We start from the raw sequence: 12,590 nt of genomic DNA, 5'->3' as shown, positions 1-12,590 counted from the left end.
GGGTACGGCCGGAGAAGACGACGGAGCGGAGAGAGCTGATGCGATACATCAAGCTGCGTGATCTGGAGGTTTCCCGGATCGGTCTGGGTGCGATGGGGATGACCCACGGCTACACCGGGTCCGGCACCGATGAGGCGGAGTCGATCCGGGCGGTGCACCGGGCGCTGGAGCTGGGTGTGACGCTGATCGACACCGCCGAGATCTACGGCCCGTACACCAACGAGGAGCTCCTCGGCCGGGCACTGAAGGGCCGACGCGAGCGGGTGGTGCTGGCGACGAAGTTCGGCCTGGTCTCGCACGCGGGCGAGGGTCCGTGGAACCTCGACAGCGGTCCTGCCAACATCCGCACCGCGGTCGAGGGATCTCTCCAGCGGCTGGGCACGGACCACATCGACCTGTACTACCAACACCGGGTCGACCGGGCACGCCGATCGAGGAGACGGCCGGCGCGGTCGGCGAGCTGGTCGCCGAGGGCAAGGTCCGCTTCTTCGGCTTGTCCGAGGCCGGTCCCGACACCATCCGCCGCGCCCACGCGGTGCACCCGGTGACCGCGGTGCAGTCGGAGTACTCCCTGTGGACCAGGGGCGTGGAGGAACGGGTGCTCCCGGTGCTGCGTGAGCTGAACATCGGCCTGGTGCCGTTCTCGCCGCTGGGGCGCGGCTTCCTGACGGGCACGATCCGTTCCACCGATCAGTTCGACAAGGACGATTTCCGGCGCGACAACCCTCGTTTCACCGGTGAGAACTTCCGGCGCAACCTGGCGATCGCCGACGCGGTCCAGGCCGTCGCCGCCGAGGTCGGTGCCAGTGCGGCGCAGGTCGCGCTGGCCTGGCTGCTCGCGCAGGGCGACGACATCGCCCCGATCCCCGGTACCAAGCGCGTCGGCCGGGTCGAGGAGAACACCGCCGCCGACACGGTCACGCTGACTGCCGAGCAGATCGGCAAGCTCAGCAGCCTGCCGCCCGCCGCCGGCGAGACCCACACCGAGGCGCAGGCGCAGATGCTCGAACGCTGACCACGCCCGCCACTCTCCGTCCGACGACTCGGACCCAGCGAACGACAAGGAAGATCCCGTGCAGACCGTCACCCTGAACAACGGCATCGAGATGCCGATCCTCGGCTTCGGCGTCTACCAGATCCCGCCGGAGCAGACCGAGCAGGCCGTCGCCGACGCCCTCGCGGCCGGCTACCGGCTCCTCGACACCGCGGCCGCCTACGGCAACGAGGAAGCCGTCGGCCACGCCATCAAGAACAGCAAGATCCCGCGCGAGGAGCTGTTCGTCACCACCAAGCTGTGGATCCAGGACGCACCCGCCCAGGACAACGCCCGCCGTGCTCTGGAGACGTCCCTGACCAAGCTGGGCCTGGGCCACGTCGACCTGTACCTGATGCACCAGCCGTACGGCGACGTGTACGGCCAGTGGCGCGCGATGGAGGCCGCCCACCGGGAAGGCCTGGTCAAGGCGATCGGTGTCGCCAACTTCTACCCCGACCGGCTCCTGGACCTCATCCTCAACAACGAGGTCACCCCGGCGGTGAACCAGATCGAAACCCACCCCTTCTTCCAGCGCACCACCGACCAGGAGCTGATGCGTGAGCACGGGGTCCAGCACCAGTCCTGGGGCGGCTTCGCCGAAGGCAGGAACGACCTGTTCACCCACCCCGTCCTCACCGAGATCGGCGCACCGCACGACAAGTCCGCCGCCCAGGTCGTACTCCGCTGGCTGATCCAGCGGGACATCGTCACCATCCCCAAGTCGGTCAGCCCCGACCGGATGGCACAGAATTTCGACGTCTTCGACTTCGAACTCACCGACGACCGGATGGCGCAGATCGCCGAACTCGACACCGGCAGGACGCTGTTCTTCGACCACCGCGACCCCGAGATGGTCGCCTGGCTCAGCAAGCGCCGTCTGGAGAACTGAGCGGGCCGAACGCCCGCCCCACAACACCCCGTCGGCCGCGGGCGACCCGAGCGAACGCCCGCGGCCCCCGCCCCGCCCCGCCCTCACGGTTCACCGGGAGGAGCCCACCGTGACCACCCAGCCGTCCTCACCGCAGCACGGCGCCTCCCCCTACCCCCACGACTACGACTACGACTACGACTACGACGCGACCGTCCGGCGCACCGTCCGGAACAGGACACCGACACGCGGGACGGTGCGGGAGCTTCCAGACGCAAGGGCGCGCGTCCGCCCGTGCGTGGGTGGCGGGCCGGACCCCGGCGCGGCCTGAGCCGGACCGGGCCACCGCTACCGCCAGTCGGCTGACGCGGCGGGCGAGGTGCCCGGCCGCCTCCCGCGGTCGTGGCACGCTGCGCCCATGACAGCGTCGAAGGCGGGCCCGGCCGGGACGGCGGGGAATGCGGGGAACACGAGACTGATCCTGCTGACGCTCGCGGCCGGGCAGTTCCTGATGGCCCTGGACAGCTCGGTGATGAACGTTTCGATCGCCACGGTGGCCGAGGACATCGGCACCACCGTGAGCGGGATGCAGGGCGCGATCACGGCCTACACGCTGGTGATGGCGATGCTCATGATCAGCGGTGGCAAGGTCGGCGCGCTCATCGGCCGCAAACGGGCGTTCATGATCGGCTGCGTCATCTACGGACTCGGGTCCTTCACCACCGCGATCGCCCCGAACCTGCCGGTCCTGATGCTGGGCTGGTCGTTCCTGGAGGGTGTGGGAGCGGCGCTGATCCTGCCGGCCATCGTGGCGCTCGTCGCATCCAACTTCGACAAGGAGCAACGGCCCGCCGCGTACGGTCTCGTCGCGGCGGCGGCAGCGGTGGCGATCGCGGTCGGACCGCTCATCGGCGGTGCGGCGACCACCTTCTTCTCCTGGCGCTGGGTGTTCGCGGGCGAGGTCGTGGTCGTATTCGTCATCCTGCTGCTGGCCCGCCGGATCGCCGACGCGCCCCCGGACCACCGGCCGCGGATCGACGTACCGGGCGCGCTCCTGTCCGCGGCGGGCATCGGGCTGTTCGTGTTCGGCGTGCTGCGGACGAGCGAATGGGGGTGGTTCCAGCCCAAGCCGGGGGGCCCCTCCTGGTTCCACCTCTCGCCCGTCGTCTGGCTGGTGCTGGCCGGGCTGTCGCTGGTCTGGCTGTTCTTCCGCTGGGAGACCCGCCTGGTGGCGCGAGGTGTCGAACCGCTCGTCGACCCGGAACTGTTGCGGAACAAGCAGCTCTCCGGCGGGCTGACGATGTTTTTCTTCCAGTACCTCGTGCAGATGGGCGTGTTCTTCGTCGTCCCGCTCTACCTGTCCGTGGCGCTCGGCCTGTCGGCCCTCCACACGGGCGCGCTGATCCTGCCGCTCTCCATCACCCTGCTCGCCGCCGCGATCGGAATCCCCAAGTTCCGCCCGAACGCCTCGCCCCGGCGGGTCGTACGGTTCGGCATCCTGGTGATGTTCGCCGGCGCCGTCATCCTGATGGCCGCCCTGACCCCGGATTCCGGCCCGGAGGTCGTCACCGTGCCGATGCTCCTCATCGGGCTGGGGATCGGGGCGCTCGCCTCGCAGCTCGGGGCCGTCACCGTGTCGGCCGTACCGGACGAGCAGACGGCCGAGGTCGGGGGCATCCAGAACACGGTCACCAACCTCGGGGCCTCGATCGGCACCGCCGTCGCCGGGTCGATCATGATCGCGGTGCTGACGGGGTCGTTCCTCGCCACCATCGACCAGAACCCGGCGATCCCGGCCGAGGTCAAGAGCCAGGCGCACACCGCACTCGCCGGGACCGCCCCGTTCCTGTCGGACGAACAGCTCACCACGGCTCTCGAAGAGGCGGGAACGGACCCGGCGGTGGCGCAGGCGGCGCTGGACGCGAACGAGGAGGCGCGGATCGACGGACTGCGGGCCGCGCTCGGCATCCTCGCTCTCGCCGCGCTGGTCGCGCTCTTCTTCACCCAGCGCATTCCGGCGACCCAGCCGGGCGCTGCACGCGACCCGGCCGGCGCCACGTCATGACGGATGCGGGCTCGGGGTCTTCTTGTCCGTCCCGTCGACGGGGGCGGAGGTGTCCTCGGCGAGGAAGTCCGTGACGGCGAGGGCGAAGAGCAGGGCGAGGGCCAGGCCCAGGACCACCCAGCCGGTCGGGTAGGACCACAGGACGTAGACGATGACGGCGATCGCGACCAGGCCCCAGGTGAACCAGGCGCGGTGGCGCCGGATGAACGGGCCGACCGGGCCGGTGCGCAGACCCATCCGGTCGGCGGTGGCGCGGGTGGCGACGATGCCGGAGTGCCAGATCTGGCGGGCCGCCGTGGCGTACTTGCCCGGCCCGGAGAGCCAGGCGGCGAGGGCGATCACGATGCCGAGGACCACGACCATGCGGATCGTCGTGCGCAGCAGACGGATCATCGCGTCGTAGACGGAGCCGGCCGCGGCCTGGGAGACGGTGTCCGGGAGGGCGTTGAGGTAGACGGTTCGGAAGACGGTCAGCCCGAGGCCGAGGACGGCGACGGAGAACGCCACCGCGAGGGCGGCGGTGACCAGGATGCGGCGCCTGTGGGCGGAGAGCAGGACGCCCGCGGCGACGAGCAGCACGGCGATGATCGGCAGCCACAGGCCGAGGATCTCGAGGAGCCGGAAGCCCGTCTTGACCCTGCCGATGTCGTTGGACTGCACGACCGTGAAGTCGGTGTGGATCTCGGGGATCCGGGCCGCGACGCCCATCCCGGCGTCCACGAGCCGCTGTTTGACCTGCTCGATGACCGGCGCGAGGTCGACGGTGACCGCATCGTTCTTGATCTCCACCGCGCCGTCACCGCTGCCGGTCAGAGCTTTGACGAGCGAGGCGTGGATCGTGCGGTTGGCGTTGGTCCAGATCGTCTCGAACTGCTCCGAGGCGATGACGTCCTGCGCCTTCTCCTTCACGAAGCTGCTGACCGCGCCCTCCAGCGAGCTGCCGAGCTTGCCCAGCGCCTTCTGGAGCAGCGGCCGTTGCTCGGGAGCCACGTCCTCCAGCAGTGTGGCGAGGTCGAGATGCTCCATGAGGGCGGCCGTGACGCGGTTCGCGGCGGCCGCCTGCACATCGGGGTCGGAGGCCAGCGGGGCGACCGTGGAGACGTAGCGGTCCGTGTTCCCCACAATGCTGGACGTCCAGGACGCCACGATGCCCAGTGGGGCCAGCACACAGCCGATGATGATCAGCAGTGCGGACAGCAGCGACTTCATCCGGTGCTTGGGCGGGGTCCGTCTCGATGCCTCGGATTCCAGGGCGGCGACCCTGGCTCGCAGTGCCGCGATTTCGCCGGCGCTCTCGTCACCCTGCATGGCTGACCTCCTACGGGGTCGGGAGCCGTGGATCCCGGAGGATCGATGGATGACGCTGAAGGTGCGCCGGGACAGGCGGTGGTGGCGGCTCTCCTTGCCCCCACAGCCTGCCCCGGCCCGAGCCGGGCGGCATCCGGTGCTCGGCCGGACGGATGAACGCGGCCGGGTGCGGGGTGCACCGAAGGGGAAAGCCGGGGTGGTCGGCGCGCGCAGCACGCTGCCACCCGGCGAAAAATTCGGTACGGAGGATGTCCGAACGGAGCGGACCGTCAAGGGGAAAGGGGAGAACCCACCTCTTTCCACTCTCAACTTATAGCGCACAGGGGGGCTTGCGGCAAGGCCCCGGTCGTCCCGCAGAATCACTCCTCGAAGCCAGGACCTGCGAAAACGGGAGATCCACCGAGTGCGTGCCGCTGATATGAACCCTCTGACCACCAGTGCGTTCGACCTTCCCGACCGCCTCTCCGCCAAGGCCGACCCGGCACTGGTCGGCGGCGACGAGGCGCACTTCGCGGCCCTCGCGGAGAGCCTTGAGCAGGCGATCGCCGAGCTGTCCGACCGTCTCGGCGAGCTGCGCCGGGCGCCCGGCGGCCTGGGCCGGGAGGCGATGGACCGGGATGTGGAGATCCACCGGCTGACGGGCCGTCTGCGGGCCCTGCGCCGCTTCGGACTGGACCTGTGCCTCGGACGCATCGTCCGTGCGGACGATGCGGAGCCCGTGTACATCGGGCGGCTCGGCCTCACCGACGGCTCGGGGGGCCGGTTGCTGATCGACTGGCGGTCGCCCGCGGCCGAGCCGTTCTTCGCCGCGACCCACGCCAACCCGATGGGTCTGGCGAGCCGCCGCAGGTACCGCTGGACCCGCGGCCGGATCGGCGACTACTGGGACGAGGTGTTCACCGCCGACGGGTTCGAGGGGCACGCGGCGCTGGACGACCAGTCCGCCTTCATCGCGAGTCTGGGCAGCAGCCGGTCGCCGCGGATGCGTGACGTGCTCGGCACCATCCAGTCCGACCAGGACGCCATCATCCGTGCGGGTTCCCGGGGCGCGCTGGTCGTCGACGGCGGTCCGGGTACGGGCAAGACCGTGGTGGCGCTGCACCGCTCCGCCCACCTGCTCTACTCCGACCCGCGCCTCGGTCACCGTCGGGGCGGTGTGCTGTTCGTCGGCCCGCACCAGCCCTACCTGGCCTATGTCGCCGACGTCCTTCCGAGCCTCGGTGAGGAGGGCGTACAGACCTGCACGGTGCGGGATCTCGTCGCCGAGGGAGCGGGGGCTGCGGCGGAGCCCGATCCGCGGGTGGCGCTGCTGAAGTCGTCCGCGGACATGGTGAAGGCGATCGAGAAGGCCGTCGGCATCTACGAGGAGCCGCCCACCGAGGAGATGACGGTCACGACCCCCTGGTCCGACGTCCGGCTGGGCCCGGAGGACTGGGCCGAGGCCTTCCGGGCGGCAGCCGGTACCCCGCACAACGAGGCGCGCGAGCAGATCCGGGAGGAGCTGCTGACGATCCTGTTCGACAAGCTGGACGACGAGGACCTGTCGGTCGACGCGTTGCGCAGGTCGCTGCGGCACGACGAGGAGCTGATCGGGACGCTCGACCGCGCCTGGCCGACGATCGATGCGGCCGACCTCGTCGGCGACCTGTGGTCGGTACCGTCCTACCTGCGGATGTGCGCTCCCTGGCTCGGCCGCGAGGACGTCTCGGCCTTGCAGCGCGAGGACGCCCGGGCCTGGACGGTGTCCGACCTGCCGCTCCTGGACTCGGCCCGGCAGCGGCTCGGCGATCCGGAGGCGGCGCGACGGCTGCGGCGGCACAACGCCGCGGTGGCCGCCGAACGCGAGCGCATGGCCGGCGTCATCGACGACATCCTCGCGGCCGACGACGACGGCGAGGGTGCGGTGACGATGCTGCGCGGCAAGGACCTCCAGGACAGCCTGATCGACGAGAGCTCGCTGCCGAGCGTCGACCCGGACCGGCTCGCGGGACCGTTCGCGCACATCGTCGTGGACGAGGCGCAGGAACTGACCGACGCGGAGTGGCAGATGCTGCTGCTCCGCTGTCCGTCCCGGAGCTTCACCATCGTCGGGGACCGTGCCCAGGCCAGGCACGGGTTCACCCAGTCGTGGCAGGAACGGCTGGAGCGGATCGGTTTCGACCGGATCAGCGTCGCCTCCCTGAGCATCAACTACCGCACTCCCGAAGAGGTCATGGCGGAGGCCGAGCCGGCCATCCGGGAAGCGCTCCCGGACGCCAACGTGCCGACCTCCGTCCGCAGCAGTGGTGTTCCCGTCGTCCACGGATCCGTCGCCGATCTGGACTCGATCCTCGACGGCTGGCTCGAGGCGCACGCCGACGGGGTGGCCTGCGTCATCGGCGCTCGCGCCGGCGAGGCGGGCAGCTTCCGGGCGAGGCCGCGGGTCCGGTCGCTGACCCCTGGACTGTCGAAGGGCCTGGAGTTCGACCTGGTCGTCCTCATCGACCCGGAGACCTTCGGCACCGGCATCGAGGGAGCGGTCGACCGCTACGTCGCGATGACCCGCGCGACGCAGCAACTCGTCGTCCTCACGAGTTCCTGACGCAGAGCCGGGACGCTGTGATCGGGGCGCCGGGGTCGGGGCGCTGCGCGCAGGACGGTGCGGGCAGGACGGTGCGCTCAGTCCTGCCGGACCCGGTCGTAGACGAAGGCGCTCTCGCCCAGTTCCCCGGTCTCCTGGCGGGTCACCCGCCACTGGGAGCCGGGCAGGCCGTCCTCGAACAGCCGCTGCCCGCCCCCGGCTATCTCGGGGCAGATCAGGAGGTACAGCCGGTCGATCAGGTCCGCGGCGAGCAGCGGCTTGATGACGCTCGGGCAGCTGTTGACGAGGATGTCGCCCTCGCCGGTGGCCTTGAGGTCGGCGACGACATCGGCGGCCGGGGCGTTCACCACGCGGGTGCGGTCCCACGGCGCCTCGGACAAGGTGGTCGACAGGACCACCTTGTCCGTGTCGACCAGCCACTTCGCGTATCCCCGATCGCGCGGATCGGCGTTCTCGTCCTCGGCGACCGTCGGCCAGTAGCCCAGGAACCCCTCGGCGTTGAGCCGGCCGAGGAGGGCCGTGGTCGCGCCCTCCCGGATGCGGGTGAGGTGGTCCCGTGCGACCTCGGTGGTCGCGTAGCGGACGATGGCGCCCAGATCGCCGGGCCCGCCGGGCCCGTTGTAGCGCCCGTCGAGGGTGAGTGCGATGTTCGCGGTCACCTTGCGTCCGGTGGGGTCGGTCATGACTGCGCTTCCTTCCGTGCGGCGTGCCGAGAGGCGCCGAGGGCGTCGGCGAGGTGGTCGAGGCTCTGGCCGAAGCCGATCTCGATGCCCGCGATGAAGTCGGCGGAGTCGATCGTGCTGTCGGTGATCCGGTAACGGATGTCGAGGTCCGTGCCGGTACCGGTACCGGTGGGCCGGAGGTCGAAGTCGACGTGTGCGGTGAAGGCGATGCTGCCGTCGGGCAGCCGGGGGGAGAGCCGGTACGCGAGGCGCTCGCCCGGGCGTACGTCGTCGACGACGCCCTCCCCGTGCCCGGCGACCGGGTCCGAGCCGTCGGCGTCCTCGGCGTCCCGGTACTCCAGGACGATCCGTCCGCCGGGCCACGCCTCGAAGACGAGCTCGCCGACGCGCAGGTCGTCGGGGGTCCACCAGCGGGCGAGCAGGTCGGACTCGGTCAGGTGGCGCCAGACCAGGTCGGGGCCCCCGGTGAGCGACCGGTGGAAGGCGAAGGAGCGGCCGTCGGCCCACCCCGGCTCCAGCGCGGCCAGCCGCTCGGTGTCGACGCCGATCCCGTAACGGTCGAAGGTCTCGCGCGGTCCACCGGCCCGCTCGGCGGTGTCGGCGAGTCGGCCGAGCGCGGCCGCCAGGTCCCGCAGGGGCTCGGGTTGCAGTGCGTAGATGCGGCGCTGACCGGTGCGCCGGGAGGTGACGACGCCGGCGCGTTCGAGGGTCTGGAGGTGTTTGGTCGTCTGCGGCTGGCGGGCCTCGGCGAGCTGGGCGAGGACCCCGACCGGGCGGGGCCGCTCGGCCAGCAGACCGACGAGCCGCCAGCGGGCCGGGTCGGCCAGTGCTGCGAGGAGTGCGTCCATGCGACCAAGTATTCTCCACGACGCATATTCTCGTCAAGGAATATCTCCGGATCGTGTGCGGCGCGTGCGGTGCCGCCGCCGGACCGCGGAGGCGATCAGGACCAGGAGCACCGCGGCCCCGTACACGGTCGCGCTCAGCGCCGACCGGTGACCGAAGACGGGTGCGAGGAGGTAGACGGCGGCGCCCGCCAGGGCGATGCCCAGCCATTCCCAGCGCCCGTCCAGGCCCACGAGGGCGATCAGGAGCAGGGCGTACCACGAGTATCCGGGGGTGAGGAGCACGAAGGCCCAGCCGGTGACCAGGAGCGCACCGCTCCACGGACGGAGCGGGTCGCCGCGCCGCATCACGTGGAGGGACACCCCCGCCATCGCAACGAGCAGCACCGGCAGCGCCCAGTCGTCCGGGAGGACGAGACGCAGCAGGGCGTAGCGGGAGCCGGCCGAGGGGTCGTCGTAGCCCTCCTCGTCCACGTAACCGCCCAGGTAGCCGAGGACGGAGTCGTGCGAGAGGAGCACGTAGGGCAGGTAGGCGAGCAGGACGAAGGCGGCGGCGGGGACCAGGACGGCGGCCGCGTCGCGGACCCGCCGCACCCCGGACAGCGCCCCGGGCATCACGACGGCGGGCATCAGTTTGGTCGCGACGGCGGCACCCAGGACCAGGCCCCCGGCCGCCCGGCGGCCGGTGCCCCGCGCCGCGACGAGTCCGAGGCCGATCACGGCGAGCAGCACGCCCAGTACGTCCACGTGCGCGTTGTTGACGGCCTCGACCGGTACCGCCGGACACCAGGCCCAGTAGGCGGCCCGGCGCAGGTCCCGGCCCCGGCGGCGCAGGATCATCAGCAGCGCACCGGTCACGCCGAGGGAGAGCAGACCGGCTCCGATCTGGAGCGGCTTGTGCCGGGCGCCCTCCGGGGAGAGCCGGTCGACCGCGAGGAAGTACGCCTCGGCGACGGGCGGGTAGATGGTGTGCACGGCGGGCCGGTTGATCCGGGTGCAGTGCCGGACGGGGCCACCGGGGATGGGGGCCCGGTCCGGTCCGGCGCAGGCGGCTCCGGTCGGGAAGAGCCAGGGGTCGCGCAGCCGGGCCACCGCCCGGTCCTGCGGGGCGTGGTCGTAGGGGGAGACGCCGGCCGACTGGACCCGGCCGTCCCAGGCGTAGCGGTAGGAATCGGTGCTGGTCCGGGGCGGTGCCACCAGCCCGGTCACGGTGACGGCAACGGCCCCGGCGAGGAGCAGGGGCAGGACGTGGGCGACCGGAACCCTGCGCAGGGCGAGGAGGGCGAGGGCGAACAGCACCCAGCAGACCGCGTACCGGCCGAACAGCCCGGCGGGGTCGGTGAAGTAGCCGTCGTGGCCGACGGTGAGGACGAGGACGGCCGTGAGGACGGCGAGCACCACGGCAGTGACGGCCGTGGCGGCGGAGCCTGCCGTGGTGACTCGGCCGGCGGCGGACGCGGGGGCGGGGGCGGTACGCGGTTTCACGTCCGCAGCGTTCCAGCAACCGCTCCGGAAGTGGGGCCCGCAGCCCCGCATGTCCGCATTCCGTAAGGTGTTCCAACGGCCCATCGGGGCGCGGCCGGGGGTGTCATGGGCTCATGCGCTTCACTCCACCCCACGGCCCGCCGATCACCTTCAGGGCGCGGCTGCACGACGCCCGTACGGCGACGGTCATCGGCCGCCTGCTGGGCCTCGCCATCCTCGTCTGTTTCGCCACCGGCGTGCTCAGCCACTACTTCCAGCACCCGCCGCCCTGGCTCGCCGACCGGCTCCCGAGCCGCCCGTCCTGGGGCTACCGGCTCACGCAGGGCCTGCACGTGGCCTCCGGTACCGCCGCGGTCCCGCTGCTCCTGGCCAAGCTGTGGGCCGTCTACCCGCGGCTTTTCGCCTGGCCGCCGGTGCGGTCCGTACGGCACGCCCTGGAGCGCCTTTCGGTGGCCGTCCTCGTCGCCGCCGCGATCCTCGAGCTGTTCACCGGGCTGCTGAACACCTTCCAGTGGTACCCCTGGCCGTTCTCCTTCGTACCGGTGCACTACGCCGTCGCCTGGCTCCTGCTGGGGGCGATGCTGCTGCACGTCGCCGTGCAATGGCCGCGGATCCGCGAGCACTTCACCCGCCGCTCCCCCGGCACCCTGGCCCTGCCCGAGGCCGACGGGCCGGACCGGCGCCGGCTGCTGGCGGCCGTCGCGGCCGGCGTCGGCGCGGTCACCCTGACCACCGTCGGACAGTCCGTCACCGCGCTCGGTCCGCTGGACCTGTTCGCCCCCCGCAGCCCCGCCCACGGGCCCCAGGGGCTGCCGGTGAACCGTACGGCGGCCGCCGCGCGCGTCACCGAGGCCTCGCTGGCCGACTGGCGGCTGACCGTGGCCGGGCCGCGTCCGTACACCCTCACGCTGGCCGAACTGCGCGCGCTCCCACAGCACGAGGTGACCCTGCCCATCGCGTGTGTGGAGGGCTGGAGCAAGTCCGCCCGGTGGACGGGCGTGCGGGTACGGGACCTGCTGGAGCGCGCCGGAGCGGGCCCGGGTGCGCGCTGCCGGGTGGTATCGCTGGAAGCGGCGGGCGCGTACCGGGTGATGGAGATGGGCCGCCTGTACGCGCAGGATCCGCTCACGCTGCTGGCGCTGCGCCTGGGCGGAGAGGTGCTGTCGCTGGACCACGGATACCCGGCGCGGATCATCGCTCCGAACCGGCCGGGCGTGCTCCAGACCAAATGGGTCGGCCGGCTGGAGGTCGTGTGATGGTGTTCCGGTACGCGGTCGGCGGCTTCGGTCTCGTCGTGATGGCCTTCGGCGGGTTCCTGCTGGTGCGGGAACCCGAACCCTGGCGGATCGCCGGGTGGCTCGCGGGCGGCGTCCTCGTGCACGACGGACTGGTCGCGCCGCTGGTGATCGCGGTCGCGGCGGTTGCCGCCGCCGCGGGTCTGCGACTGCGCGGGACGGCGCGCGCCGCGCTGATCGTCGCCGGTTCGCTGACGGTGATCGCCCTGCCGCCGCTCCTGCGGCCCGGCGGCGTGGCCAACGCGACGGTGCTGCCGCTGGATTATCCGCGCAACTGGTTGCTGGCGATGGCGACACTCGCCGTGCTCACGGCCGGGTACGTCGCAGCTCGCGCCGGCGTACGACGGGTGGCGCGGCGGCGCGCCGCGAAACCACAAGGCTGACGCCGGCCCGCAGCACCGACCGGTGGATGCGGAAGGGGGGT

10 protein-coding genes and 1 pseudogene are annotated in these 12,590 nt (G+C 71.8%); 7 read left to right on the top strand and 4 right to left on the bottom strand.

The window, feature by feature from the left end:
- Nucleotides 1-38 precede the first annotated feature (38 nt).
- The 4 genes and pseudogenes from OG373_RS36260 to OG373_RS36245 all read left to right on the top strand — a co-directional run bounded on the left by OG373_RS36260 (nt 39) and on the right by OG373_RS36245 (nt 3,969).
- Nucleotides 39-1,015, top strand: a pseudogene (locus OG373_RS36260) (aldo/keto reductase).
- A gap of 58 nt (nt 1,016-1,073) precedes the next feature.
- Nucleotides 1,074-1,925, top strand: coding sequence for an aldo/keto reductase (locus tag OG373_RS36255; protein ID WP_405442916.1), 852 nt, complete (start codon nt 1,074-1,076; stop codon nt 1,923-1,925).
- A 109-nt stretch (nt 1,926-2,034) separates the two neighbouring features.
- Nucleotides 2,035-2,235 (top strand): hypothetical protein, encoded by a 201-nt coding sequence (locus OG373_RS36250; RefSeq protein WP_405442915.1) that lies wholly within the window; start codon nt 2,035-2,037, stop codon nt 2,233-2,235.
- An 87-nt stretch (nt 2,236-2,322) separates the two neighbouring features.
- The gene (locus OG373_RS36245; RefSeq protein WP_405442913.1) at nt 2,323-3,969 is read left to right on the top strand and encodes an MFS transporter; all 1,647 of its coding nucleotides are present in this window, start codon (nt 2,323-2,325) and stop codon (nt 3,967-3,969) included.
- Here OG373_RS36245 and OG373_RS36240 read toward each other — a convergent pair.
- Nucleotides 3,964-5,277 (bottom strand): hypothetical protein, encoded by a 1,314-nt coding sequence (locus OG373_RS36240; RefSeq protein WP_405442911.1) that lies wholly within the window; start codon nt 5,275-5,277, stop codon nt 3,964-3,966. The genes OG373_RS36245 and OG373_RS36240 overlap by 6 nt on opposite strands.
- A 418-nt stretch (nt 5,278-5,695) precedes the next feature.
- On the opposite strand from OG373_RS36240, the gene helR reads away from it, so the two are divergent.
- Nucleotides 5,696-7,858 (top strand): RNA polymerase recycling motor ATPase HelR, encoded by a 2,163-nt coding sequence (gene helR, locus OG373_RS36235; RefSeq protein ID WP_405442909.1) that lies wholly within the window; start codon nt 5,696-5,698, stop codon nt 7,856-7,858.
- A gap of 77 nt (nt 7,859-7,935) precedes the next feature.
- Here helR and OG373_RS36230 read toward each other — a convergent pair whose 3' ends face one another.
- Genes OG373_RS36230 through OG373_RS36220 form a run of 3 tightly spaced genes read right to left on the bottom strand, consistent with a single transcriptional unit; the run spans nt 7,936 to nt 10,871 of the window.
- Nucleotides 7,936-8,541: a dihydrofolate reductase family protein gene (locus OG373_RS36230; RefSeq protein WP_405442908.1), complete on the bottom strand. Its 606-nt coding sequence runs from the start codon at nt 8,539-8,541 to the stop codon at nt 7,936-7,938.
- Nucleotides 8,538-9,389, bottom strand: a complete 852-nt coding sequence (locus OG373_RS36225; RefSeq protein ID WP_405442906.1) for a metalloregulator ArsR/SmtB family transcription factor — start codon at nt 9,387-9,389, stop codon at nt 8,538-8,540. Before OG373_RS36225 ends, OG373_RS36230 begins: the two co-directional genes overlap by 4 nt.
- A 33-nt stretch (nt 9,390-9,422) precedes the next feature.
- On the bottom strand, nt 9,423-10,871 hold the full coding sequence (locus tag OG373_RS36220; RefSeq protein WP_405442904.1) for a glycosyltransferase 87 family protein: 1,449 nt from the start codon (nt 10,869-10,871) through the stop codon (nt 9,423-9,425).
- A gap of 113 nt (nt 10,872-10,984) precedes the next feature.
- Between OG373_RS36220 and OG373_RS36215 the strand changes: the two genes are divergently transcribed.
- Together OG373_RS36215 and OG373_RS36210 are read left to right on the top strand one after the other, a co-directional pair.
- Entirely contained in the window at nt 10,985-12,127 is a 1,143-nt protein-coding gene (locus OG373_RS36215; protein WP_405442902.1) for a molybdopterin-dependent oxidoreductase, read from the top strand.
- A complete protein-coding gene (locus OG373_RS36210) occupies nt 12,127-12,549 on the top strand; it encodes a hypothetical protein (RefSeq protein ID WP_405442900.1) in 423 nt (140 codons plus the stop codon). Before OG373_RS36215 ends, OG373_RS36210 begins: the two co-directional genes overlap by 1 nt.
- Nucleotides 12,550-12,590 lie beyond the last annotated feature (41 nt).

Origin of the sequence: Streptomyces avidinii (assembly GCF_045161815.1) — a bacterium.
In the GTDB taxonomy this organism is placed as follows: Bacteria; Actinomycetota; Actinomycetes; order Streptomycetales; family Streptomycetaceae; genus Streptomyces; species Streptomyces avidinii.
Note: the sequence above shows the minus strand (reverse complement) of the source record. Positions and strands in the feature narration are given on the sequence as shown.

Bases quoted from the DNA above. Each gene is read 5' to 3' on its own strand.
- OG373_RS36230 (WP_405442908.1), bottom strand. From the start codon at position 8,541: ATGACCGACCCCACCGGACGCAAGGTGACCGCGAACATCGCACTCACC.
- OG373_RS36215 (WP_405442902.1), top strand. From the start codon at position 10,985: ATGCGCTTCACTCCACCCCACGGCCCGCCGATCACCTTCAGGGCGCGG.
- helR (WP_405442909.1), top strand. From the start codon at position 5,696: ATGAACCCTCTGACCACCAGTGCGTTCGACCTTCCCGACCGCCTCTCC.
- OG373_RS36210 (WP_405442900.1), top strand. From the start codon at position 12,127: ATGGTGTTCCGGTACGCGGTCGGCGGCTTCGGTCTCGTCGTGATGGCC.
- OG373_RS36240 (WP_405442911.1), bottom strand. From the start codon at position 5,277: ATGCAGGGTGACGAGAGCGCCGGCGAAATCGCGGCACTGCGAGCCAGG.
- OG373_RS36225 (WP_405442906.1), bottom strand. From the start codon at position 9,389: ATGGACGCACTCCTCGCAGCACTGGCCGACCCGGCCCGCTGGCGGCTC.
- OG373_RS36245 (WP_405442913.1), top strand. From the start codon at position 2,323: ATGACAGCGTCGAAGGCGGGCCCGGCCGGGACGGCGGGGAATGCGGGG.